We start from the raw sequence: 24,331 nt of genomic DNA, 5'->3' as shown, positions 1-24,331 counted from the left end.
GCACAGCACGGCCCTTCCACGGCTCTTGATTGAACCGATCACATCCTACAAAGGGTCCTGAAACGGCGGAACCCGGGTCGTGCGAACGGATCCGCCACCCGTTCCCGTGACAGCGCGTGTGAACGCCGACGGCCCGGGTACGCACCGGGTAGCCCACAGTCCGCGACTCAGGAGGAGGAAAGAACGTGACGAGTTCTACCGCACGGAAACTGATCTGCGGGTGCGTGACGACCGCCGTCGTAGCGCTGGCGGGAGCGGCTCCGGCCGGGGCGACGCCGATGCCGGCGCAGTCCACGGTGTCGCACCAGGCCGATGACGATCCGAACGACGGCACTTCCCGTGGTGCCGCACAGGACGACGACGGCGACAGCGGTTCGTGGGGACTGCTGGGCCTCCTCGGGCTGCTCGGCCTGGCCGGACTGGTCCGGCGCGGCCCCAAGACCGGAGCCATGGCCGGGTACCCGGCCGCGAGCGCCGGCGAACCGCCCGTCAACGCGTACCCGCCCGCCGAGCCGCGGCGGAACCCGCCGGGAGCCTGATCGCGCTCGGCGCGCGCGAGGCAGGAACGCACCCGGCTCCCCTTTTCCATCGCGAAGAAACGTCCCGGCGCTACCCCGCGCCGGGACGTTTTCCTGTCGGTACCTTCCGGCCGGCGCCCGTCGCATCGGGGACCCGGCGCCGAGGAGGCCGATGGCCGCCCGGAAAGCTGGCTCTTTCGCCGCCGTTCAGATTAGTGGTGGATTCGACGCGCGAGAAGCGATTTCGCCGCACACCCTTCGTAAGAGTGTCTTTCCGGCGCGAGGCAAAGTCGCCTGGTTACCCACTTGCTCCACCGGCGAAACCTCACGGTCGCATGAACCTCTTCACGACGCGAGGCCCCAATTATTACACGTTCAGTAACGAGATGCCCACCGCGGCGGGCGACCAAGCGGTCCCGCCCACCCGCACGAGAGGCTATTGCTACACAAAGTGATCATCACTGGGATTATGTCCGGAACCGACTGAGCCGCCCGAGGTGCCGGTCCACCGAAATCTGGCGGGGCGGCTCCCGTTTCCGAGAAACCCGCGTTCGCGCAGCCGGGAAATCACGTGCGAATGCACGTGCTTTTCCCCTGCGGCTATTCGTAGACCACGTACGCCGGTGCCGGGTTCAAGGCCAGCACCTCGGCCGGCGTCATCAGATCGGCGCCGTGACGGGTGTCCTCGTCGAAGAACAGCTTGAAGCCGGGCAGTACGTGGCCGGGCTTGGTCGTCATGAGCGTCTTCCAGGTCGCTTTCTTGGCCGCGGCCGAACCGATGCCGTCGACCACCTTCACCGCCGAGACCCCGGGGTGCTGCAGCAGGAGCTCCTCGTCGCGCACGACCGACGCCGCCACCTGGTGGTACACCATCACCTTGGCGGGCAGCCCGTGCGTCCCCGCCAGGCCCCCGAGGTACCGGGCCACCTCGTCGAGCTCGGCCCCGGTGGTGCGCCCGAACTTCTTCCCGGGCACCACGCCCGGCTCCACGGCCCACTCGGGGTCGAGCGCGACGCCGACGTCGGGCTGGGTCAGCCAGTGTTCGTACGCCATGACCTCGGGCAGGAAGTCGGCACGACCCGGCTGGATGTCGAGCAGCAACAGGCCGTTCAGCGCCCGCGCGGCGTCGAGGTACCGCCGCACCGTGTCATCCGCGCAGCGGCTGCGGTAGGTACCGTCCGCGCCGGGTGAGCGGTGCACGGTCGTGGCGATGAGCTCGACGACCGGCGTCACCGGCCGCCCCGGCGGGAAGGTCTGGATCTGCCGGCGGAGCTCGCGGCTCGCGGCCGTGAGATCCCCGGTCATCCGGCCGAGCGCCTTCGCGCCCGGCGCACCGCAGAAGCCGACGAGCAGGCTCGTCTCGAGCGGGTTCGGCGGCGGCGCCGCGGGGGCCGCCGCTTGGGCCGGGGACGCGGTCACCGGCATCGCGAGCACGCGATCCCGCCGGGACGCGCCACAGGCGGTCGCCGCCAGTCCCGCGAGAGCGGCGGTGAGAACGAGCCGGCGATCGAGGTTGCGCATGCGTTCTCCTCCGTGGCCGCGGTGCGTGGCGGACGCCGAGCGCGAATTCGGGGCCATCGCAGGAAAGTACCCGCGGTGATCTTCGGCAAACCCCTTCTGCGACGATCACCGCATCGTGCCGGGGCCGGCCACCGGCTCGGTGTCCCGGCCAGCGGAAACGTGCTTTTCCGAGCTGAGGCAATGAAAGCCCCGCTCACCCGACCCGGTGGATCGGCACGCGTCCGGGCGGGCTCCGCCGCACACTTCGGGCATGCGTTCCCCTTTCCGGCTCGGCATCGGCTTCGTCGCCGTGCTCACCGCGGTGGCCTGCGGCGTTCCCGCGTCCACGGCTCCCCCGACGGAGACGGCACGGCCCGAACCGGCCGCACTGCCCGCACGCGTCACGGCCGCGTCCGCACGCCAGGCCGGGTCCGACGAGCTCGGCCGGATCCCGGTCCTGATGTACCACCGCATCGTCGACCGGCCGAAGTCGGTCTACGACCGCACGCCCGCCGACTTCACCGCCGAGCTCGAGCGGCTCGCGGCCGAGGACTACGTGCCCGTGACGACCGCCGACCTGCTGGCACGACGGCTCGACCTGCCGGCCGGCACCCATCCCGTGGTGCTGACCTTCGACGACGGCGACCCCAGCGCGTTCGCCCTCACCCCGCAAGGGCAACCCGCGGCCGGTACCGCCGTCCGGATCCTGCTGGACGTCGCGGCCGCGCACCCCCGGTTCCGGCCGGTCGCCAGCCTCTACGTCAACGAGAACCCCTTCGGCGGTTCCGACGACGGGCGCGCGCTGCGCTGGCTGGCCGAGCACCACTTCGAGATCGGCAACCACACGCGACGGCACACCAACTTGCGCAGTGCCCCCGAAGGCGCGGTGACCTCGGCGATCGCCGAGGAGGACGCGCTGATCCGGCAGTCCGTTCCCGGCTACCGGCCCACCACCCTGGCGTTGCCCTACGGTGCGCATCCCCGCCGGGAAGAGCTGGCGTTGCACGGACCGGGCTATTCCTACGATGGCGCGTTGCTCGTCGGGGCCGGGCCGGCACCGTCCCCGTGCTCCCGGGAGTTCGAGCCGGGGTCGATCCCGCGGATCCGCTCGCAGTCGACCGGCCCGGAAGCGCAGTACGGCTCGGCGCACTGGCTCGACGTGCTCGCTTCCCCGAAGGGGCGGCGGTACACCTCGGACGGCGACCCGGCGACGGTCTCGTACCCGCGATCCGAAGAAGCTCCCGCTCCGGCTTGTGCGAGTGCGGGCCTTGCGTACTGAACCCGCGCCCGTGCGGCGTGATGGCCACCGCGCCGACTGGCTGCCGCAGCCGCGGCCCCACCGGTTCCCGGCCTCCGTCGCTCCGGTTGCCGACGAGCCCCTCCCGGGCGAACGGCCACCGCTCGCGGTGCCTGCCGCCACGTGGTGGCAGCCGGGTGTGCTCGTACTGGCGCTCCTGCTGTCGGTGACCGTGCTCCTGATGCCGGCGGCGATCACGCCCCGCACGATCACGGGAACCGCGTCTCCGCGACCCGCTCCGAGATCGGCCGGTGCGCAGACCGCGGTCCGCGCACCGGAGCCGGCGGCACTGCCCGACGGCGAGCCGGTCACGTCGACGGGAGCCGGCTCGTGGCACGTCGTTCCCGGCGCGACCGGCGCCACGGCGGGAACCGGCAGGAGGCAGCTGACGTACACCGTCGAGGTCGAGGAGGGCGTTCACGCCCCCTCCTTCGCCGCGGACGTGGACGCGATCCTCGGGGACCCGCGGGGCTGGATCGGGCTCGGCGGGGTGTCGTTCCGGCGGGTCGACGTGCCGGACGGGCGGCCCGGCTTCCGGATCCTCCTCACCAGTCCCGGCACGAGCCGACGCCCTGACCTCTGCGGTTTCGCGATCCCGTACGACTCTTCCTGCCACCTGGCACGAGGACACCGGATCGTCGTCAACCTGGCCCGCTGGATCCGGGGCGCCCACTCTTTCGACGGCGACCTCGCGAGCTACCGGCGGTACGCGATCAACCACGAGGTGGGCCACGCCCTCGGCCGCGGACACGTCGGCTGCCCCGGGGCCGGCGCGCCGGCCCCGGTGATGATGCAGCAGACGTTCGGGCTGTCGAACACCTACCTGGCGGACCTCAACCGCACCGAACCGGGCGCGGCGGCGAAGGTCCGCCCGGACGGCGCCGTCTGCCGGCCGAACCCGTGGGTCACGCCGGCGCCGTGACGCCGGTCCGCACCCGCCGAGCCGCTGGGGGCCGGGTGCGCATGCGATGCCTTCGAGCAGAACGTGATCTGCGAGCTGCGTTCACGGCCGCGCCCTTTTCCCCAGACCGGCCGCGCCGCCTTGAATAGCCTGCGAACGTTCAAACAATGTTGCACTCCAAAGAGCAGATCCGAACCAAAACGACATCGGGCAACGTGCCGAAGACCGGCTGAGCCAGACCGCATTCCGATGGCGATCCCCCTACCGGCCGGCCACCCTGTCGAGTGCTCACCGGCGCTCCGGGACGCGTGATCCACTCCACCCAAGTACGCTGACCTGGCCGGATCTTCGTTCTGTCCTCCACTGGACTGGTCCACGGCACCAATCGGGTCATGACGCCGGAGAAAACGTGGCCGGACAGAGCGGACTGGGTAACGTCCGTAAAGCGGAAATTGTTCCGCGCCACCCCCGGCGCTCGATTCCTTTACGGCAACCGTCAGCGCCGACGTTTCGAAAGGACCATCAGAAATCATGTCTACCTTGCGACGACTGGCTGTCACCGGGGCCTTCGCGGTGCCGTTGTCCCTGTTCCTGGCCGGCACCTCGGGTGCGGACACCGCTGACGGCCCGTACCGGCCCGACACCGTCCAGTCGTCCACCACCTACGCCGGCATCGGCGGCGCGGGAACCACCCACGAGGAGATGCGCGCCGGCCACCACGGCTGGTGGTGGACGGAGCAGAGCGGCAGCATCGCGGGCCCCGGGGGCGCCGCGGTCCTGCACCACTCGGAGAGCGGCACGGGCCACCACCACGGCAGCTGGACGACCGACACGGAGTCCGACGGCTACCACGGCAACTCGGTGCACGACAACGACTACGACACCGACAATGACACCGTCGCGTCGCACTCCACGCGCCAGAACACGCGACACGTGGCACAGAACCACCGCCGGCACACGGCCACCCACGCCGAGAGCAGCCGTCCCGGTCGCCACCGCGACCATGATGCCGGCTACGTCGACAAGACCCTCACAGCGGACGTGAGCGGCGCCACCTCCAGCAAGGTCGCCAGCCACGCCGGCACCGACTACGCCACCTACGAGTCAGCCGATCTGGCCGCCGGCCCGGGCGGCGCGACCTCGCAGGGCGTGCAGGCCGTGGCCGTACCGGAATACGCCGGCTACAAGTCCTGGTACAACGCGGCCGACGCCACCGGGGCGGTGGTGCACGAGGTGTCCTCCGTCGCCGATTCCGGCGACGGCAACTGGACGGACCGCCACCGCGACGACAGCTGAACCTCCCCGTCGCTGAGCTGACCGAGAGCCGGGCCCGTGGACTGACCACGCGCCCGGCTCTCGTTTCAGTGCCCGAGGACGTCGCGTTCGATCACATCCGACCCGAACACCTGCGTGAGCCCCGTCATCTCGATGGCGCGTTGCACGATCCGCGAAGGCATCAGCACAAGCCTGACGCCCGCGGCGAAACAGTCGCGCTCGAGCGAGAGCAACGCGGCGAGCGCGGCCGATCCGCAGAAGGTGACCTTCGCGAGATCGACGACCACCGATTCCTTCCGGTGCCCCAGCGCACGGGCGAACTCGGCCTCGAGCGGCCGGACGCTCAGCGCGTCGATCTCACCGGCCACGCAGACCGTCACGACGTGCTCCGCGACGTGTGCGTAGGTGGAGAACACAAGAGGGGAAGGCACGCCCATGATCCACTCCTCGGCGCGAGCACGGTAGACGGCACAACCGGAACAGCCGGGAAGCGGAGAGCTGCCCCGGAAAATTGGAAGGGCCGTCGCGCGGGGGCACCGCGCGACGGCCCGTGAACGACCGGTGATTCACTTGTCCTGGACGGGCACGCCGTCCTGGACGTCACCGGCCGCACGATTGAACGACGTCTCTCCGGTGTCCGGTCAGGACACCGGAGCCGTGAGACTTGGTCGTGGTGCGTTCACTCCGGGTGGGACCGGCTTCCCCCTGCAGAGATCGCCGGTCCCACCCGTGTCGGTGCCGCTCCGCGTCGCAGCGTGCCCAGGACACGGAACAGGAGTGTGCAGCTCGCTCCGTGTTCCGGGCACGCGTCACGACCCGGACGCGACACCGTGTCCGTGCCTCGGCCGGCTTCCGCACACACAGCGGGCGACCTCGGCACGAAGTCTCAGTTGTCCTGGCTCGTGCCACCGTCGGCGATGGCCCCCGCGGCGCAGTTGTACGGCGACTCGCCACTGGCCTCGTTCTCGCCCGGCGACAGGATCGGGATGCCGATGCCGTTGAGCGAGTGGCGGATCGGGACCTGCACGCCGAGCACGTTGACGTCGTTGCCGCAGATGCCCGGGGTCACGTTGACGTTGTGGAGTACGTCGGTGTTGCCGAGGTTCAGCAAGCCGACCTGACTGCTGTGGTCGTAGTCCCCGTGGTGGCCGTCCGGGGTGTCGGCGGCCGCGATGCCGCCGCTCAGGAACGCGCCGGCCGCCAGGGCGGCGGTGACGAAACCGATCTTCTTCAGCATGGGATCTCCTAGGATTGGTGATCGTGTCGGACCGCGACGGCGTTGAAGGTGTGTTCTCCGCCCCGCGTGAGCAGAAAGTACTGAGCCGATCGCCGCGTTTCCACCGCGTTCCACCATCGTGTCTCGCCGCGATCCGCTGACCGCGTTTCTTGTAGCCTGAACGGGGTGATGCGGAGTTTCCGGTCTCACGATCGGAAACAGTTGCTTGTCTTCCGTCGAAATTGGGGTGCCCTCGGCACCTTCGCGTCAGGTCCCAGCACCGAGGGCGAGCCGATGGCCGGCCAGGAAGCCGTTCCACGACCCCGGATGACGTTACCGATCAGACAACCGGACAAGAAGCGTTTTCGATGCGCAACATTCTTACGAGACCCTTTCCGGCACGGAAGAAATCACTGGGTTACCCGTCGCAGCGAGCTTGAAACTCCTCCAACGGGTGCGCCCCGGCCACCTCGGTCGATCGACAACGATCACACCGAGCCGACGAATCATCTGCACTTTACCCGATCACGCGGGAAGGTGGACCACGAAAGCGTGAGACAGGCACGGAACGTCACAGACTTTGGAGATTGCGTATCAGCGCGTTCACACCGATCTCATGTTTGCCGCGGGAAATACGAGCCGCGTGTACACGGTGCGGAATCGGTGAACGCGCACACGGCGGAACACCGGCTCGCCATTCCACGTCAGGGAGATCACGATGAGCTGGTCGGCATCCGGCATTCCGAAGGAGTACGAAAAATGAGAAACAACGTGATTCGCGCGCTGACGGTGCTCGCCACCACGGTGTCCGTGGCGCTGGCCGGCGTCGGGACGGCCTCGGCGGGCGGCCCGGGTGGTAGTGGCTCCTCCAGCACCACCAGCGCGGCCTCGACCGTTCAGCAGTTGCGTGACCAGTTGTCCTCTCGTGCGGACAACGGCAACCTGCCGGGCGTGCGGTCCACGATCGGCGAGCTCGACCCGTTGCTGACCGATCTGACGCAGGGCAAGCGGTACACCGTTCAGACGTCGGCGCGGAACAGCGCCGCCACGGCGAAGCAGGAGAACACCGAGGCCCGCCAAGGGGTCGACAAGCTGGCCACCCAGCTGGAGCCCCGGCAGTCGCTCCCTCCCGTCGCGGGTTTGCTGAACGCGTTGCTGCAGCGGCTGCTGCTGAGCCTGTCGGTGCTGGTGAACGACCTCCTCGGTGGGCTTACCGTGCTCCCCATCGGCTGACGCCGAGGACGCCGGCCGGCCATGACCGTGAACCCGGACCGACCGGAGTTCGCGGTCATGGCCGGTTGCGTGACCACGAGACGGAACCTCGCTCGATGCGGTGAACGACCGCGCCGCTGTTCGCGGGTACCCAGACCAAAAGGAGGAGGCGGCGATGGCCGACAACGAGCTCACCGGTTTCCTGATCATCGGAGTGATCTTCGTGGTGGCGGACGGCCAGGTCCTCTACCGCGGCGGCCGGCGCTACCTGCGCGGCCCGGACGGCGGTGGCGGGTCCGGGTCGATGGCGTGGATGGTGGTGACGGTCTTCCACCTGGTCGCCTTCGGCCTGCTGGCCCTGCTCTCGGTGATCGGGCCCGGGTGGTCGGGCTCGACGGCCGCGCTCGTCGGCCGGATCGGCGTGTTCCTGCTGCTGCTGGCCGTGGCGCACGCGGCGACCCTCTCGGTGCTGGCCCGCCGGCGCCAGGACAACCTCGTCGAGACGCACTTCCACGCAAACGAGCGTGCCGCTGCCGACCCACTCGGCCAGCCGACGGCCGACGCCGAGACCCCGTCCCGGCGACGCACGCCGTCCGACGCGTCGTGGCAGCCGACGGTCACCCCGGTACCCGGCCAGGGCGGACCGCACCCGCACGTCAGCCCGGACCTCGGGGACAACGGCCCGTATCACGTCTGAGGTCCCAGACCTCGACCACCGGCACCGCACTCGGTCGAAACTCCCGCTTGAACCCGGATCGGGAAACTCCGGTCGACCGGTTCGAGTCACTCGGGGCTACGACAGTGAAGTCGGCTGAACCGAGCGCTTCCAGCCGGCCTTCCGCTCCGGCAAACGGGCACGACCGGGCCCCGGAGTTCGGTCGCCCGGTGGTACAACGCCGTCGCGCTCTTGACGCTGCCGGCCACCGAATCCCGCAGCACCGGTACCAGTTTCGCGGCCGGCGACGCGGCGGAGGCGATCAGCGACCGGCGCATGTTTCGCCGTAGCCGGTGAGGACGGTCAGCGTGGTGTCCGGGGCCTCGAGGATCTCGGCGGCGGTCCGGCCGGCCGTTGTCCAAGGCACGCAGGCACTGGGGCCGCCGTGATTCAGCCGGCTCAGGGCAGATCCTGGCCGGAATACTCGGCCGCGGCCTCGGCCTGCTGCTCGAAGGCACGCCGGCGATGTCGGGTGGTCGTCGTCCGGCTCAACCCGAGCAGCTGCCCGGCCTGCCGATCCGTGACCACGTCGTCTCGATCGATGGGCTCACCGGATAACGGATGGTCAGGATCGTGGCGGAAACCCCGTCGAGCCGTTGATCCTCGACCGCCCACGACAGCGAACTCCTCCGAGGACTCCATCTCGTCCGGCGGTCGATGCACCTCGCCGGCCGCGACCCCGTAACCGCTTTCACCAAGGTGGAGCACCCGTCGTGCAGCGCGCGGCCAAGACAGCAATGAGGTCCTTGGGGAAAGCGATGCTGCGAGCCCCGCCTCGCGGGCGTAGGCGTCCGGCTTCGAAGGGCCGACGCGGTCAGCTGTCCACCTCACCGGCCGGGCCTCGCGTCTCGTCGTGGTGCTGCTCGGCTGTCGGCCCCAACCGCCGCAGTCTCGACAGGATCGGCTCGACCATCGCGCCGCCGAGAGCGTCGGCATAAGCCCGGGCCGCTTCCCCGGTCCACAGTCCGCCGGCGCCGAGTTCGCGGGCCGCGGTGTCGCGATCCAAGAGCCGGGTGTCGAAGCGGATGGCGCCGACCACCGTGCCGAACGGGTCGCGCAGGGACGCCGACCGCAACGCCGGCGCGGTTTCGCACAGCACGCCGGGGACCATCGCGGACAGCAGCGGCGTGGTCCCGCCGTCGGCCGTGATGGCGAACGACAGGTCGGCGGGGTCGCCGCTCCCGGCCGCGTCGAGGTGGACGATCTGGTCGAAGTAGCGGTGGAAGGCGGTGTTGGCCCGGCCACGCCGGTCCCACAGGCAGGTCCCGTCGCTCGAATCGTGCCCCGTGGCGGTGACGTCGAGCCGGACCGCGGTGCCGGCGGGGACCGGGCTCACCGGCGTCAGGGCGGCGTCGAAGACCGTGACCGCGATGACTTCGTCGCCCGGCGACGAAGACGTGCGCCAGCCGAGCGTGACGACCGACGCCAGCCATTGCCCGGCCGAGGCCAACAGGCCGTCGAACAGGCCCGCCACCACCGACGCCGTTTCCGCCGGGGCGTCGCTGACTTCGTGGTAAAGGCGGTCGATGCGGTCGTGGACCGGGCCGGGCGGTGCGGGAGCCCCGAACGACGGCGTCGTCGTGAGCGCTTCGGTCAGCGCGTCGCGGAAGATACCGGCGCCGCTCTCGTGGACGCGGGCGGTGATCCACGCCGGCCAGCCCGCCTGCTCCGGCCCGCCGGAAGCCAGGAGACCCGCCATCACGGCCACCACCGTGGCCGCCGCCGGACCGGCCTCGTCCAGCACCGGGTATTCGGGCGCCACGAGGTGGAACCGGTCACCGTCACCAGCCCAGAACTCCTGCCGGGTTCCCGTTTCGGCGGCGAGCCGCACGTCGTAGAGGTAGGTCTCGTCCTCGATCCGGGTGACCTCCTCCACCCCGGTGACCGCCGTGGTGACCGGCGGTTTCGCCTCTCCCGCGCCGCGGGACAGCACCAGACTGCCCGGCTCGAGCGGGCCGATGCCGGTCTCGCCGAGGGTCGGCACGTCCCACGCCAGCGCGTCCGGCTGCACGGCGAGCACCTTCGGGACGTCGTCGCCGGGCGCCGCGTTCAGGAATGGGTGGGTACCGGCGAACACCGGGCCGCCGCCGGTCAGCCGGTACAGCGGGCGCTCGCCGCGCAGGGGTTGGGCGACGTAGGCCACGGTCGCGGTGCCGTCCCGGGTCAGCACGGTGTCGCCCCGCTTCACCAGCCGCAGCGGGACCGCGCGACCGGCGCCGTCGAGCACCTGGGTGCCACCGGTGAAGCACGAGCCGCCCGGCGGGCGCCGGTACCGGGCGCCGGGCCGGCCGTTGGCGGTGAACTCGTAGGAGTTCCCGTCGGGCATCCGGGCGGAACCTCCCGGCCCGGTGGTCGGGATCGACGTCGTCTCGGTGACCGGGCCCGCGCACTCGGTCCGGATGTCGGCGAGGTCGACGGTCGGCTTGTCGCGCAGTTGCTCGGAGTAGGAGCGCCAGCCCTGCCGGTCCACCGAGCCCGGGATCGGCAGCCCGGCCGCCAGCAGCTCGCCGATCAACGTGTCCATCTCGACGTCCGACGCGCCCAGCGCGAGGTACTTGGCGTACTGGTTGAACATCTCCCAGTCCGGGCTGGTCCACTGGCCGGCCTGGTACCACAGCTGGCGGCTGAGCACGTTGTCCAGCAGCGCATCGTGGAACTGCCGCCGGGCCGTGTCGCGATTCACCTGGCGCAGCAGGGCGATCAGGGGCTCGTAGGTGGCGGCGAGGACCTTCGCGTACACGCGCGACGACCGGGCCCGCAGGGTCCGGTTGTAGGAGGCGACCTCGTCGTCGATCTTCCCGGACAGCATCTGCCCGCGGATGTCGCTGCCCAGGTCCGTGATGGCCTGGCACAGCACGACCGCCGAGAAGTTGCTCCACCACTGCGCGCTCAGACCGGTGTCGTCGGTCATCGCCAGCAGCGGGTCCGGCTGCCAGTCGCGGAAGAACACGCTGCGGAACGACGGCCCGGTGCCGAAGACCTGCGATCGGTTGCCGGGCAGGGCACTCCGCAGCTTGTTGACGTAGAGCGCGTGCTGGCGCCGGCCGGCGCTGTAGTCCGGCATCAGGTTGACGACGGCTTCGATGACGGGGTCGGCGGTTCCGGCCAGCGCGAGGCGCGGCCGGGACAGTGCGATGAACATCGGGCTCCCTGCTCGTGACTGCGGATCCGGCGACGGGGGTCGAGCCGGCCCGAAGACCGGCTCGACCGGGCCGCTCACGCCGTGGCGTAACCCCGCTGCGCCATCGGGCCCCCCACGAACTGGGTGATCGGGTCCGGCGGGGGCTTCGGCGGGTCGATCTGGTTCCAGATGAACTGGGTCAGCACGACGAGCACGCCGATGACCGCGATGGCCAGGCCGACCGGCCCCGCCCACGCGAAGCTCATCAGCTCGAAGCCGATCAGGACGACCGTGGCCAGCGCGAAGAAGGCGTTCAACGACTCGAACACGATGTCGCGCTCGTCGCCGGACTTGATGGCCGCGTACAGCGTGAACGCCGCCAGCACGAGGCCGCAGATGGCCATGGCGGGACCGATGCGCCGGGCCATGAACTCCGCGGAGTTCTCCCCGAAGACGGCCACGAACGCCTTCCCGGCCTTGCCGACCGGGACGATCTTGCCGCCCTCCTGGAACCAGAGGGCGAGGTCACCGGCGAAGGCGCGGAACGCGCCACCCTGCCCGCCCGCCGCGAAGTTCTCCAGGAACCGGCCGACCCCCAGTGACATCAGCTTCTCGATGCCCTTCACGAGCATCCCCAGCGCGAGAATGCCCATGTTGAGCTCTTCGACGACGGTCTTGGGCGTCTGCGAGCCTTTGCCGTCCTGGGCGATCGAGTAGATGAGGTACCCCGCGGACGCGCCGTAGAACAGCATGCTCAGCAGCCCGCCGGCTTTTCCGGCCTTGGTCAGGTTGCTCCACGCCTGGTACTGCTTCGGCCCGAGCTGCTGCCCCACGGCGGCCGCCAAGGCGGGGTTCTGGGCGGCCTGCTGCAGGGTCTGCTTGAGCTTGTACGCGGTCAGCGCGGCGGCGATGGCGTCCACCAGCTGCAACCCCGTGTCGGCCGTGGTGATCAGGCTCTTCAGCAGTTCCTGGTTCTCCAGGGCCGCCTGCTGCTGCACCTGGTCCATGACGGCCGGGTCGACCTTGCCCGCGATGGCGTTTTCGATCAGGGCGAGCAGGAACGGCTTGAGGTCCTCCGACCACAGGGCCTTCGAGTAGTTCACCCCGAGCAGCGCGCTGTAGGCGACGGTCATGAACCGCTTGCCGTAGTCGCTGTCCGGCGCCAGGACCTGCAGCTTGACGTACCACTCGTACATCCGCGTCTTGACGTTGTCGAACTGCTTGCTGGCGATCTGGATCTGCCACGTGAGCAGGTTGGCGGTGTCGGTCAGCCAGGTGAAGTAGTCCGCGGCCCACTGCTGGGGATTGTCGTCCAGGTACGGCTTCATCAGCGCGACGCCGTCGCGGTAGCCCTGGATGTAGAGCGCGCTGCTCGCTTCCTGGTACAGCGGGCCCGCGGTCGTGCTCGTGCCCATGTCCCGCCAGACCGCGGTCATGGCGTCGGGCTTGATCCGGTTGAGCACGTCCTTGTACTGATCGCTGCTGCCGAGGTTGTCGTAGAGCATCTGGCCCGTTCCGAGCACCGCGTACTCGTGGAAGAACTGCTGGGAATCGGTGAACACCGCCTTCACCCCCGTGGGCAGGGTGTAGGCGTGGCCGTAGATGCCTTCGATCCACTGGGCGTCCAGCGCGTTGACGAGGCACTTGTTGAAGTAGCCGCCGCAGGTGGTCTGGGCGAAGTCGACCGTGATCTGGTTGCCCTTGCCGTCGGTGACGACCTGGATCGACGAGATGTTGTCCAGGTCCTGCAAGGACCTCGTGGCGGCGGGCGCAGCCACGGCGGCAAGCGCTTTCGCGCGGGCGGGCCTGGCGGCGCGGGCCGCGGCGAGGGCGGGCGCCGGCTTCGTGCCGCCACGCCACTCGTAGTCGTTGGTCTCGGCGTCGGTCAGAGTGCCGGTGAAGGAGTGGTTGCCCGAGGCGAGCACGATGGTGAAGGCGTCCTGCTGGAAGGGTGGTTCGAACTGCGGGACCATCTCCAGCGTGGTCTCGCCCTTGGCGCGGTCGACCTTGCTCACCCGGACGCGGTCGCTGACGTCCACCTCACCCAGCAGGTAAGTGATCTTCAGTTCGTTGCCGTCCCACGCGGAGCTGATGGAGAAGTCGTCCCACGGCTCGAAGGCCGGGGAAAGCGCTTCCTTCGGCTGCCGCTCGGTGCGGTAGACCTGCGTCAACGCGGTCCCGCGCACGGCCTGCGGCGCGCCACCGCCGGTGGCGATCGTCCCGACCAGCGCCGTGCCGCAGTCGGTCAGGTTGAGCCGGGCCTGGAACGTGGGGTCATCGGCCTTGCCCCGGATCAGCAGCGCGTGGTTGGGGCCGTGGTAGTCGACGGTGTGCACGTGTTCGTCACCGTGCATCACCATGTCCCGCAGCACGACGAGCCGGCCGCCGGGCACCCAGTCCGTGCCGTCGTACACCTCGATGTCGTAAACGTGGTCGTGCGCGGCGCGGGCGTCACCGAGTTCGAAGGGAACGGGTCGATTCAGGGGCATGGTTGAAACCGCCTTGTGGTCGCCGAAAGAAGCCAACGTGCGGAGTGCGGCAATCGAAATAGGCGAATATTTCCTGCTAGGGCAGGAAAGCGAGGATGAAGGCGACGCTCGGATTGTGTTGCCGCAGCCCTCACCGCCGTCCCCGAGAGGCATTTACCCTCTAACTTCGCCAGGGTGTATCTGCGCGTTATCCGGCATTCGAGTGAAGGGAGACCTATGCGGATGCTTCGGGTTCCTTTGCCTCGCGCTGCCGGCGGTGCGTGGCCCATTCAGACCAAGGCGTTCGTCGCGCCGCAAGCCGCGAACGCGGCGCCCTCAGACGGCTGCGGGGCCGCCGTCAACAGCGGACCACAGACGTGAGCCGAGGACGCACCGGCAAAGGGCGGTAGTTCAGCAACGGCAGTTGGAGGCGTTTCGGTAAGTCATCGTGGCGGTGATGACTCTCGCTCAGGGAACTCCCTCGCAGCCGCGGTCAGTCGCTCGATCGCGCGCTGACGGTGTCGGGTGATCGTCTGGTCGCCTCAGCCGGCCCACGAACCGCTGGTCGAGAAATGGCTGTTCGACGAGGTCGACAAGAACCGCGGATCACGTGACGGCGCCGGCCTCAACAGCCGCCCTCTCGCCAGACGCAGGTACTTCCCTGCGCGGTCGTGTCTTCCACGACTGCGAGCGGCGAATGATCGGCGACCAGAAGGGCAAGGGCGCCGTGTACTACCTCTGCTGGCCGGGCAAGAACAACCGCGGCGCGCCCGATCTTCACCCCGGATTGCCGAGTTCGATCCGCATCCGCGAGGACGAACTCCTCGAGGCCATCTGCCGTTTCTACGCCGACCGGCTCTTCGGACTCCAGCGACAGGCGATCCTGGAGGCGGACCTGGCCGAGGCCTCGAAGAAGACCACGGCGACCAAGATCAGCCACCTCAGTGAGACCGAGGAAGCCAAGCCGACGTCCTCAGTCGATCTGAGCCGGTTGGAAGCGCTCCCCTACCTCGCGGTGCACCTCGCCTCGGCTCCGCGATCGCTCCTCTACGAGCTCTTCGAAGCCACCCGGCTGAGTGTTCGGGTGCACGGACTCGGGAACGAGGTGACGATCACAGTTGGACCGCCTGGCGATCGACTTCCAGAAACGGCCCAAGCTGCGGAAAGGATCTCCGACGCCATGACGCCCACCACGCAAAAAGCCTCGTTGACCAGGGTCAACGAGGCTTGCGTAGTAGCTGTTGGTACCCCCGATGGGATTCGAACCCACGCTACCGGCGTGAGAGGCCGGCGTCCTAGGCCGCTAGACGACGGGGGCTTAGGAACTTCCCTGGTCTCCCAGGGGCTTTTCTGTTTTTCTTGCTGGAGAGAACTTACCAGAGGCGATTTCTCGCTCTGCAGGGGGGTCACTCTCCGCAGCTGGGGTACCAGGACTCGAACCTAGACTAACTGGACCAGAACCAGTCGTGCTGCCAATTACACCATACCCCAGTGAGGTACTCTGCCGACCTGAACTACCGGTCTGGCTCAGCACCGCACGAGAAGAAATACTAGAGCACGCCGTTCCGGACGGTGAACGCGGGGGTGTCACTGCGGCGCTGAGCGGGGACGCCGATCGTCGCGTACTCCGAAACCAGCAGCTCAGGCAGCTCGGCGAGGCCGGCTACCGTGTGGACGCCCTCGGGGGCGCGCTCGCCGATGCCGTCGCGGTCCAGCCAGACCGCGCCGAGGCCGGCGTCGCGGGCGCCGATCGCGTCCGTGTCGAGTTTGTCCCCGACGTGCACGGCCTGGGCGGGTGCGCAGCCCAGGCCGAGGCAGACCGTGTGGAACATCACCGGATCGGGTTTCGCCACGCCCAGCTCGCCGGCGATGGCGACGTGATCGAAGAACGGCGCGAGGCCGAGATCGGCGATTTTCTTGCGCTGGTGGACACCTGACGCGTTCGTCACGGCGGCCAGGACGAGACCGGCGGCGCGCAGCCACTCCAGGCACTCGAGGACGTCGTCGAACAGCTGCCACGACGTGTCGAGCAGCTCGCGGCGGCGGCGTTCGAACGACCGCACCTGCTCGTCGTCGGCGAGGATGCCGAGCTCCGCCAGGAAACAGTCCGTGCGGCGCTGGTGCATGGTCGCGTAGTCGATCTCCCCCGCGACGACGAGCGCGACGTGCTCTTCGGTGATCAGGTCCCACAACGGCCAGAGATCACCCCGGCCGGTGAGGATGTGGAGGCTGCGGCGGATCGCGGCGGTGCAGTCGATGAGGGTGTCGTCGATGTCCAGGCACACCAGCCGGAGCGCCGGCGGCGCCCAGGGCTCGGGCGCCGCCTCGGCGGGGGCGGTTCGCGACGGGGTCCGGGGTGCCAAAGCGAAATCCACCCAGTGAGGCTAGGGCAACGGCAGCGTTCGCGACGCTGCCAAAGAGGTGATTGCCGCTCGCCTGTTCCGGCGTGGTCGCTCTACTCCCAGTTGGCGAACCGTCTTCTTTCGGTTATCCGACCACTGCGCGGCGCAGGCGTCCCAATGAGACGTCGCGGCCGAGCAGCTCCATCGATTCGTAGAGCGGCGGGGAAACGGTCCGGCCGGTGATGGCGACCCGGACGGGCGCGAAAGCCTTGCGGGGCTTGAGACCCAGACCGTCCACAAGCGCGTCCTTCAGCGCCTGCTCGATGGCCGCGGTTTCCCACGACGGCAGCGCTTCGAGCGCCGACAGCGCGGCTTCGAGCACCGGCCGCGCGGGCTCGCCGAGGTTCTTCGCCGCCGCGTCCTCCTCCGGCGCGAAGGTCTCCTCGTCCGCGAACAGGAAGCGCACCATCGGAGACGCGTCCGCGAGAAGCGTCACGCGCTCCTGGACGAGCGGAGCGATCGCGTTCAGCCGCGCGACCTGCTCGTCGCTGGGCGAGTCCGGCAGGACGCCCGCCGCGACGAGATAAGGCGTCACCCGGCTCACGAACTCGGCCGCCGGCAAGGCCCGGACGTGCTGGCCGTTGATGGCTTCGGCCTTCTTGACGTCGAAGCGCGCCGGGTTGGCGCTGACCTTCGTGACGTCGAAGGCGGCGATCAGCTCCTCGGGGGAGAACACGTCGCGGTCGTCCGCGATGGACCAGCCGAGCAGGGCCAGGTAGTTCAGCAGCCCCTCGCGGATGAAACCGCGGTCGCGGAGGTTGAAGAGATTCGACGAAGGGTCGCGTTTGGACAGTTTCTTGTTGCCCTCGCCCATCACGTACGGCAAATGGCCGAACCGCGGCGTGAATTCCGCCACGCCGACGCGCTCCAGTGCCGAGTACAGCGCGATCTGCCGCGGGGTCGAAGGCAGCAGGTCCTCACCGCGCAGCACGTGCGTGATCTTCATCAGCGCGTCGTCGACCGGGTTGGTCAGCGTGTAGAGCGGGTCGCCGTTCGCGCGCACCAGCACCGGGTCCGGGATCGTGTTCGCCGGGAAGGTGATGTCGCCGCGGACCAGGTCGGTCCAGCCGAGGTCGACCTCCGGCATGCGCAGCCGCAGCACCGGCGCGCGGCCCTCGGCGCGGTAGGCGGCGCGCTGCTCGTCGGTGAGGTCGCGGTCGAAGTTGTCGTAACCCAGCTTCGGGTCCAGGCCGGCCGCCTTGCGCCGCTCCTCGACCTCTTCGTTGGTCGAGAACGCCTCGTACAGCTCCCCCGCCTCGAGGAGCTTCGCGGCGACGTCGGCGTAGGTCGCGCGCCGCTCGCTCTGGCGGTACGGCCCGTACTCGCCGCCCACCTCGGGGCCCTCGTCCCAGTCGAGGCCCATCCAGCGCAGCGCTTCGAGCAGCTGCTCGTAGGACTCCTGCGAGTCGCGCGCCGCGTCGGTGTCTTCGATCCGGAACACCAGGCTGCCCTGGTGGTGCCGGGCGAAGGCCCAGTTGAACAGCGCCGTGCGGATCATCCCGACGTGCGGGGCGCCGGTCGGCGAAGGACAGAAACGCGCGCGAACCACCGATGTCTCACTCATAGCCCGATCAGCGTATCCGTCGCCACATCGCTTGACGCACGGACCGGGGCGGGTGCATCCTCGCTTTATTCAACAGACGATGAAATAGACGGGGAGATGGTGGAGATGACCGAGCGCGCGGGGTGCGTCGTCGTGGGCGGCGGGCCGGCCGGGATGGTCACGGGACTGCTGCTGGCCCGGGCCGGCGTCGAGGTGACGGTGCTGGAGAAGCACGCCGACTTCCTGCGGGACTTCCGCGGCGACACGGTCCACCCGTCGACCCTGACCCTGCTCGACGAACTGGGGCTGGGCGAGAAGTTCGACGCGCTGCCGCACAGCGAGATGCGCTCGGCGGGGTTCCCGCAGGAGAACGGCGAGCTGATGAAGCTGGCCGACTTCACCCGGCTGAAGGTGGCGCACCCCTACGTCGCGATGGTGCCGCAGTGGGACTTCCTCGACCTGCTGGCCGAGAGCGCGCGCAAGGAGCCGACGTTCGTCCAGCGGATGGAGACCGAGTGCACCGGGCTGGTCCGCGAGCGGGGCCGCGTCGCCGGCGTCACCTACCGCACGGCGGCCGGCGAGACCGGGGAAATCCGCGCCGACCTGGTGATCGCCGCCGACGGCCGGTGGTCGCCGGCCCGCCGTGAGGCCGGTCTCGTGCCGCGCGAGTACGACTGCCCGTTCGACGTCTGGTGGTTCCGGCTCTCCCGCGGCACCGACGACGTCGACGGCATGCTCCTGCCGCAGATGCGGGACCGCCGCTTCGCCATCCCGCTCCCCCGGCCGGACTACTTCCAGATCGCCTACCTCGGCCCGAAGGGCGACGACCTGCGCGAGCAGGGCATCGAGGCGTTCCGGGAGAACGTCAGGCAGATCCTGCCCGGGTTCGCCGACCGGGTGCCCGAGCTGACGACGATGGACGACGTCAAGTTCCTCGACGTGCGGATGAACCTGCTGAAGAAGTGGCACGTCGACGGGCTGCTCTGCATCGGCGACGCGGCCCACGCGATGTCGCCGGTCGGCGGCGTCGGCATCAACCTGGCGGTGCAGGACGCGGTCGCGGCGGCGACGCTGCTGGCCGAGCCGCTGCGGCGCGGCCGGCCGCGCGAGGCCGACCTGGCGAAGGTGCGTGGCCGGCGGCTGCTGCCGACGCTGCTGGTGCAGGGGCTGCAGCGGCTGCTGCACGGGACCGTGGTCCGGCAGGTCATGGCGGGCAAGCGCAACGGTCCGCCGGCCGGGATGATCAAGCTGTTCGCCCGGTTCCCGCGGCTGTCGTACGTCCCGGCCCGGCTGCTGGGCCTCGGCCTGCGGCCGGAGCACGCCCCGGCCTACGCCCGCCGTCCGATGGAGCCGGTGCAGCGGTAGCGCGCCGGAAAGCCGTGAAGGCCCCCTTCCCGGCTTTTAGCGCCGGTAAGGAGGCCTTCACGGACTTCGGTCAGATGCTCTCGACCGGGTTGGTCAGGGTGCCGATGCCGTCGATGGTGATCGAGACGCTCTGGCCGCCCTCGATCGGGCCGACGCCCTCCGGGGTGCCGGTGAGGATGACGTCACCGGGCAGCAGCGTCATCACGCCGGAGATGAACTCGACCAGCTCGGGGATCTTGTGCACCAGGTCGGAGGTGCGGCCGTCCTGCTTCAGCTCGCCGTCGACCTCCGAGCGCAGCGCCAGGTCGGACGCGTCGAGGGACGTCTCGATCCACGGCCCGAGCGGGCAGAACGAGTCGTAGCCCTTGGCGCGGCCCCACTGGCCGTCGGACTTCTGCAGGTCGCGGGCGCTGACGTCGTTGGCCACGGTGTAGCCGAGGATGGCGCTCGCGGCGCGCGCGGCCGGCACGTTCTTCACCGGCTGGCCGATCACGATGGCCAGCTCGCCCTCGAAGTCGACGCGGCCGACGCCGGACGGGCGGCGGATGGCCGCGTTCGGGCCGATGACCGAGGTCGACGGCTTGATGAACAGCATCGGCGAGGTGGGTACCTCGTTGCCGAGCTCGGCCGCGTGCTTGGCGTAGTTGCGGCCGACGGCGATCACCTTGGACGGCAGGATCGGCGCGAGCAGCCGGACGTCGGCCAGCGGCCACCGCTTGCCGGTGAAGTTGGGCTGGCCGAACGGGTGCTCGGCGATCTCCAGGACCTGGGCGTCGTCACCGTCCCCTTCGACCGAAGCGAACGCGACACCACCGGGATGAGCAATACGGGCTAGGCGCACACCGATCAGTCTACGTCCGCCCCGCCCGTGCCCGGAGCCACGGTGGTGCTCTTGTGGACCAGCGCGTCGCACAGGGCCAGCCAGCTGGCCTCGACGATGTTCCCGTGCACCCCGACCGTGGTCCACTCGCGCTCGCCGTCGGTGCTCTCGACCAGCACGCGCGTCACGGCGTCGGTGCCGGGGTGGCCCTGCAGGATCCGGACCTTGTAGTCGGCCAGGTCCACACTGTCCAACCAGGACAGGTGCGGGCTCAGGGCCCTGCGCAGCGCGGCGTCGAGGGCGTGGACCGGGCCGATGCCCTCGGCGGTGGCGATGACGCGCTGGCCGCCGACGTGCACCTTGACCGTCGCCTCGGAGACGACCTCGGCGTCGGCGCGGTGGTCGAGCACCACGCGGTAGGACTCGAGCTCGAACGGCGCCTCGACCGGGACGTCGGCCTCCTCGCGCAGCAGGAGTCCGAGGGAGGCGTCGGCGGCTTCGAAGGACCAGCCCTCGGCTTCGAGGCGCTTGACCTTCCGGAGCGCGCTCGTCAGCGCTTCGGGCCGGCCGGCAAGGTCGACCCCGAGCTCACGTCCCTTGAGCTCGAGGCTGGCCCTGCCGGCCATCTCGGTGACCAGTACCCGCATGTCATTGCCGACGGAAGACGGATCGATGTGGTTGTACAACAACGGATCCACCTTGATCGCGCTCGCGTGCAGTCCCGCCTTGTGAGCGAAAGCCGACGCCCCTACGTAAGCCTGGTGGGAGTAGGGGGCGAGGTTGGCGATTTCGGCAAGGGCATGGGAGACCCGGGTGAGTTCGGCGGCGCCTCCGGTCGGGAGGACGTCCATGCCGAGCTTGGTCACCAGGTTTCCCGTCACGGCGAAGAGGTCGGCGTTGCCGGCCCGCTCCCCGTAACCGTTGGCGGTGCACTGGACGTGCGTCACGCCGGCCTGCACCGCGGCGACGGAGTTCGCCACGGCGCAGGAAGTGTCGTCCTGACAATGGATCCCGAGCCGGAACCCGGTCTTGTCCTTGACCTCCCGGACGGTTTCCGCGAGCCCCAGCGGCAGCTGCCCGCCGTTGGTGTCGCAGAGCACGAGGACGTCGGCGCCCGCGTTTCCCGCGGCGTCGAGGATCCTCAGCGAGGTTTCGGGGGAATGCGCGTAGCCGTCGAAGAAGTGTTCGGCGTCGAGGAAGACCCGCCGGCCTTCTTTCGTGAGGAACCCGACGGTGTCGCGCACCATGGCGCAGGCCTCGTCGACGTCGACCCGCAGAGCGCGTTCGATGTGCCGCAGATCGGATTTCGCGACGAGCGTGATGACCGGCGCTTCACTGTCGAGAAGGGCCTGGACCTGCGGATCGGCGTCGGCGGTGGTGCCGGCTTTGCGGGTCGAGCCGAACGCGACGAGCGCGGCGTGCTTGAGCTGCAGCTCGCCTTTCGCGGCCCGGGCGAAGAATTCCGTGTCCTTGGGCAGCGCGCCCGGCCAGCCGCCTTCGATGAACCCGACGCCCAGTTCGTCCAGCAGCCGCGCGACGGCCAGCTTGTCCTGGACGGAGTAGGAGATGCCCTCACGCTGCGCACCATCGCGCAGGGTCGTGTCGTAGAGGTGGAAGGCATCGCCGAGGGGGGTATCGGCGGGCTCCTTGCGGGTCACGGTCTGTCTCCTCGATGCGATGGCGGCGGTTTCGGGCGGATCTCGGGCGGTTCCGAGCAGTTTCAGGCAACAAAAAAACCTCCCGCAGGGGTGCGAGAGGTTGCGCGCCGGGAGCTCTTGTGGAGCTATCGTCCGGCGCGCTCGATGATAATGATCGCGAAGCTGGTCACAGCCGCATCATGCCACAGGCTTTCGACGGAAGTCCACAACCTGGGCCAAGCTCCCACCATCCGGGAACGCCGCGCGCAGACATCCCCCGCCACGCCCTAGGGGGCCGGCCCCGCATCCAGTTTACCGGCGCCCACGGACACAACCGCCCGGAAGACCTTTCCGCGGCCTGGTTGTCCACATCACGGCGGTGCTGTGGACAACCAGCGACCGGCCGGCGCCATGCCCGGCACGAGCACCGCACGAGCGGCCCGCTCGCGACCAAAACCGCGCCAACGGGCCACTCGCGCGGCCACACCGGCGTCACGAACGGGCCGGTCGCCGCGAGACCGGCACCAGCGGACCGTTCCCGGCACTACCTGCGCACGAGCGGCCCGTTCTCAACGACGCCTGCGCGCGGGCGACCCGTTCGCACCGCTGAGCACGGCACGAACGGTCCGTTCGCGACCGAACCCGCACCGACGGGCCACTCGCGCGGCCACACACAGCACGAACGGCCCACTCGCGCAACCAGCCGAGCACGAACGGCCCACTCGCGACAAAGCCGCACCAACGGGCCACTCGCGCTACCAGCCGAGCACGAGCGGCCCGTTCGTCACCAGACCCGCACCAACGGGCCACTCGCGCAACCAGCCGAGCACGAGCGGCCCGCTCGCGACAAAGCCGCACCAACAGACCACTCGCGCTACCTGCCGAGCACGAGCGGCCCGTTCGTCACCAGACCCGCACCAACGGCCCACACGCGGCACCAGCGCGCGAAAGCGCCCGTTCTCGAAGCCACCTACGCACGCACGGCCCATTCGCGACCAAACCCGCACCACCGGCCCACTCGCGACACCAGCGCGCGAAAGGACCGTCCGCCGCACAAGACACACGAAAGAGCCCCGCACCGAATCGCGGTGCGGGGCTCTCCGTCAAGCAGCAGGCAAGTCTCAGCCGGTGCGCACGTTCGACGACACCAGCGCCGCCAAGCGGTCACCGACCGCCGTCGTCGCACCCGGCGACGCCTGGTCCCGGGTCGCCAGATCGAACGCCACCGACGCCTCGATGCGGCGCGCGGCTTCCTTCTGGCCCAGGTGGTCCAGCAGCAGTGCCACCGACAGCACCGCGGCCGTCGGGTCGGCCAGGCCCTGGCCCGCGATGTCCGGGGCCGAACCGTGGACCGGCTCGAACATGCTCGGGTTGCGGCGGGTCATGTCCAGGTTGCCGCTCGCCGCGAGGCCGATTCCGCCCGTCACCGCGGCCGCGAGGTCCGTGATGATGTCGCCGAACAGGTTGTCCGTCACGATGACGTCGAACCGGGACGGGTCGGTCACCAGGTGGATCGTCGCCGCGTCCACGTGCGAGTAGGCGACCGTCACCTCCGGGTGCTCCAGCGAGACCTCTTCGACGATCCGCGACCACAGCGACCCGGCGAACGAGAGCACGTTGGTCTTGTGCACGAGCGTCAGGTGCTTGCGCGGCCGGGCCTCGGCGCGGTTGAACGCGTCCGCGACCACCCGCCGCACGCCGAACGCCGTGTTGATGCTGACCTCGGTCGCGATCTCGTGCTCGGTGTCCTTGCGGATCAGGCCACCGGTGCCCGCGTACGGGCCTTCGGTGCCTTCGCGCACGACGACCATGTCGACGTCGCCGGCGTCGGCCAGCGGTCCCCGGACACCGGGGTACAGCCGCGCCGGGCGCAGGTTGACGTGGTGGTCCATTTCGAACCGCAGACGCAGCAGCAGGCCGCGCTCCAGGATCCCGCTCGGCACCGTCGGATCGCCGACCGCGCCCAGCAGCATGGCGTCGTGCTGGCGAAGCTCGCCCAGCACCGACTCCGGGAGCAGCTCACCTGTCGCGTGCCATCGCGCGGCGCCGAGGTCGTAGTTCGTGATCTCCGCCGTAGGTGCCACTTCACCGAGCACCTTCAACGCCTCGGCGACCACCTCGGGCCCGATCCCGTCTCCTGGGATCACCGCGAGCCGCATCCACACACCTCCGTCGACCAGGCCACCGGACGCACCGATGGCCCACCGCAACAAAACGCCAGCAGCCGGAAGGTTACCGGCCGTAGACAAATGGCCGTAGCCGCACCACCCTTATGCCGCATCCTCCCGCAGGGTGAGACACCCGATTGGGTGAATAACAGTGGGGCGCCCCCGGCGGATAC

General features: G+C 69.6%; 18 protein-coding genes and 2 tRNA genes. 7 read left to right on the top strand and 13 right to left on the bottom strand.

Features of this window, described 5'->3' with window-relative positions; genetic code table 11:
- Positions 1 to 185: 185 nt before the first annotated feature.
- Positions 186 to 539 (top strand): WGxxGxxG family protein, encoded by a 354-nt coding sequence (locus MUY22_RS21340; RefSeq protein WP_247061944.1) that lies wholly within the window; start codon positions 186 to 188, stop codon positions 537 to 539.
- A gap of 579 nt (positions 540 to 1,118) precedes the next feature.
- Here the strand turns inward: MUY22_RS21340 and MUY22_RS21335 are convergent.
- Positions 1,119 to 2,039 carry a hypothetical protein gene (locus MUY22_RS21335; RefSeq protein WP_247061943.1) on the bottom strand — a complete coding sequence of 307 codons (921 nt, stop codon included), beginning with the start codon at positions 2,037 to 2,039 and terminating at the stop codon, positions 1,119 to 1,121.
- A 250-nt stretch (positions 2,040 to 2,289) separates the two neighbouring features.
- Between MUY22_RS21335 and MUY22_RS21330 the strand changes: the two genes are divergently transcribed.
- The 3 genes from MUY22_RS21330 to MUY22_RS21320 all read left to right on the top strand — a co-directional run bounded on the left by MUY22_RS21330 (position 2,290) and on the right by MUY22_RS21320 (position 5,512).
- A complete protein-coding gene (locus tag MUY22_RS21330) occupies positions 2,290 to 3,297 on the top strand; it encodes a polysaccharide deacetylase family protein (RefSeq protein ID WP_247061941.1) in 1,008 nt (335 codons plus the stop codon).
- A 127-nt stretch (positions 3,298 to 3,424) separates the two neighbouring features.
- Positions 3,425 to 4,237: a DUF3152 domain-containing protein gene (locus tag MUY22_RS21325; RefSeq protein ID WP_247061939.1), complete on the top strand. Its 813-nt coding sequence runs from the start codon at positions 3,425 to 3,427 to the stop codon at positions 4,235 to 4,237.
- A gap of 519 nt (positions 4,238 to 4,756) precedes the next feature.
- On the top strand, positions 4,757 to 5,512 hold the full coding sequence (locus tag MUY22_RS21320) for a hypothetical protein (RefSeq protein ID WP_247061937.1): 756 nt from the start codon (positions 4,757 to 4,759) through the stop codon (positions 5,510 to 5,512).
- A gap of 65 nt (positions 5,513 to 5,577) precedes the next feature.
- Here MUY22_RS21320 and MUY22_RS21315 read toward each other — a convergent pair whose 3' ends face one another.
- Complete coding sequence (locus MUY22_RS21315; RefSeq protein WP_247061935.1) at positions 5,578 to 5,928, bottom strand: STAS domain-containing protein; 351 nt, start codon at positions 5,926 to 5,928, stop codon at positions 5,578 to 5,580.
- A 449-nt stretch (positions 5,929 to 6,377) separates the two neighbouring features.
- Positions 6,378 to 6,728, bottom strand: a complete 351-nt coding sequence (locus tag MUY22_RS21310; protein ID WP_247061933.1) for a hypothetical protein — start codon at positions 6,726 to 6,728, stop codon at positions 6,378 to 6,380.
- 738 nt (positions 6,729 to 7,466) lie between these two features.
- Between MUY22_RS21310 and MUY22_RS21305 the strand changes: the two genes are divergently transcribed.
- Positions 7,467 to 7,940: a hypothetical protein gene (locus tag MUY22_RS21305; protein WP_247061931.1), complete on the top strand. Its 474-nt coding sequence runs from the start codon at positions 7,467 to 7,469 to the stop codon at positions 7,938 to 7,940.
- A 154-nt stretch (positions 7,941 to 8,094) separates the two neighbouring features.
- Entirely contained in the window at positions 8,095 to 8,616 is a 522-nt protein-coding gene (locus MUY22_RS21300; protein ID WP_247061929.1) for a hypothetical protein, read from the top strand.
- 417 nt (positions 8,617 to 9,033) lie between these two features.
- Here the strand turns inward: MUY22_RS21300 and MUY22_RS49485 are convergent, their stop codons facing one another.
- The 7 genes from MUY22_RS49485 to gltX form a co-directional block, all read right to left on the bottom strand.
- Positions 9,034 to 9,162: a hypothetical protein gene (locus MUY22_RS49485; RefSeq protein WP_256475970.1), complete on the bottom strand. Its 129-nt coding sequence runs from the start codon at positions 9,160 to 9,162 to the stop codon at positions 9,034 to 9,036.
- Positions 9,163 to 9,448: 286 nt separating this feature from the next.
- On the bottom strand, positions 9,449 to 11,776 hold the full coding sequence (locus MUY22_RS21295; RefSeq protein ID WP_247061928.1) for a hypothetical protein: 2,328 nt from the start codon (positions 11,774 to 11,776) through the stop codon (positions 9,449 to 9,451).
- 74 nt (positions 11,777 to 11,850) lie between these two features.
- Positions 11,851 to 14,244, bottom strand: coding sequence for a hypothetical protein (locus MUY22_RS21290; protein ID WP_247061927.1), 2,394 nt, complete (start codon positions 14,242 to 14,244; stop codon positions 11,851 to 11,853).
- Positions 14,245 to 15,465: 1,221 nt separating this feature from the next.
- Positions 15,466 to 15,541 (bottom strand) — tRNA-Glu (locus MUY22_RS21285).
- Positions 15,542 to 15,642: 101 nt separating this feature from the next.
- Positions 15,643 to 15,714, bottom strand: a tRNA-Gln gene (locus tag MUY22_RS21280).
- A 59-nt stretch (positions 15,715 to 15,773) separates the two neighbouring features.
- Positions 15,774 to 16,598: an HAD family hydrolase gene (locus tag MUY22_RS21275; protein WP_371827632.1), complete on the bottom strand. Its 825-nt coding sequence runs from the start codon at positions 16,596 to 16,598 to the stop codon at positions 15,774 to 15,776.
- Between the two features lie 112 nt (positions 16,599 to 16,710).
- Entirely contained in the window at positions 16,711 to 18,189 is a 1,479-nt protein-coding gene (gltX, locus tag MUY22_RS21270; RefSeq protein ID WP_247061926.1) for a glutamate--tRNA ligase, read from the bottom strand.
- Positions 18,190 to 18,294: 105 nt separating this feature from the next.
- On the opposite strand from gltX, the gene MUY22_RS21265 reads away from it, so the two are divergent.
- Positions 18,295 to 19,533, top strand: a complete 1,239-nt coding sequence (locus MUY22_RS21265) for an FAD-dependent oxidoreductase (protein ID WP_247061925.1) — start codon at positions 18,295 to 18,297, stop codon at positions 19,531 to 19,533.
- A gap of 70 nt (positions 19,534 to 19,603) precedes the next feature.
- Here the strand turns inward: MUY22_RS21265 and MUY22_RS21260 are convergent, their stop codons facing one another.
- From MUY22_RS21260 to MUY22_RS21250, 3 genes are all read right to left on the bottom strand, one after another.
- A complete protein-coding gene (locus MUY22_RS21260; protein WP_247061924.1) occupies positions 19,604 to 20,374 on the bottom strand; it encodes a fumarylacetoacetate hydrolase family protein in 771 nt (256 codons plus the stop codon).
- Positions 20,375 to 20,379: 5 nt separating this feature from the next.
- Positions 20,380 to 22,011: a citramalate synthase gene (gene cimA, locus MUY22_RS21255; protein ID WP_247061923.1), complete on the bottom strand. Its 1,632-nt coding sequence runs from the start codon at positions 22,009 to 22,011 to the stop codon at positions 20,380 to 20,382.
- Positions 22,012 to 23,111: 1,100 nt separating this feature from the next.
- Entirely contained in the window at positions 23,112 to 24,149 is a 1,038-nt protein-coding gene (locus MUY22_RS21250; protein ID WP_247061922.1) for a 3-isopropylmalate dehydrogenase, read from the bottom strand.
- Positions 24,150 to 24,331 lie beyond the last annotated feature (182 nt).

The organism is Amycolatopsis sp. WQ 127309, from assembly GCF_023023025.1.
Lineage (GTDB): Bacteria > Actinomycetota > Actinomycetes > Mycobacteriales > Pseudonocardiaceae > Amycolatopsis.
Note: the sequence above shows the minus strand (reverse complement) of the source record. Positions and strands in the feature narration are given on the sequence as shown.

Bases quoted from the DNA above. Each gene is read 5' to 3' on its own strand.
- MUY22_RS21335 (WP_247061943.1), bottom strand. From the start codon at position 2,039: ATGCGCAACCTCGATCGCCGGCTCGTTCTCACCGCCGCTCTCGCGGGA.
- MUY22_RS21330 (WP_247061941.1), top strand. From the start codon at position 2,290: ATGCGTTCCCCTTTCCGGCTCGGCATCGGCTTCGTCGCCGTGCTCACC.
- MUY22_RS21315 (WP_247061935.1), bottom strand. From the start codon at position 5,928: ATGGGCGTGCCTTCCCCTCTTGTGTTCTCCACCTACGCACACGTCGCG.
- MUY22_RS21310 (WP_247061933.1), bottom strand. From the start codon at position 6,728: ATGCTGAAGAAGATCGGTTTCGTCACCGCCGCCCTGGCGGCCGGCGCG.
- MUY22_RS21305 (WP_247061931.1), top strand. From the start codon at position 7,467: ATGAGAAACAACGTGATTCGCGCGCTGACGGTGCTCGCCACCACGGTG.
- MUY22_RS21300 (WP_247061929.1), top strand. From the start codon at position 8,095: ATGGCCGACAACGAGCTCACCGGTTTCCTGATCATCGGAGTGATCTTC.
- MUY22_RS21295 (WP_247061928.1), bottom strand. From the start codon at position 11,776: ATGTTCATCGCACTGTCCCGGCCGCGCCTCGCGCTGGCCGGAACCGCC.
- MUY22_RS21290 (WP_247061927.1), bottom strand. From the start codon at position 14,244: ATGCCCCTGAATCGACCCGTTCCCTTCGAACTCGGTGACGCCCGCGCC.
- gltX (WP_247061926.1), bottom strand. From the start codon at position 18,189: ATGAGTGAGACATCGGTGGTTCGCGCGCGTTTCTGTCCTTCGCCGACC.
- MUY22_RS21265 (WP_247061925.1), top strand. From the start codon at position 18,295: ATGACCGAGCGCGCGGGGTGCGTCGTCGTGGGCGGCGGGCCGGCCGGG.
- MUY22_RS21250 (WP_247061922.1), bottom strand. From the start codon at position 24,149: ATGCGGCTCGCGGTGATCCCAGGAGACGGGATCGGGCCCGAGGTGGTC.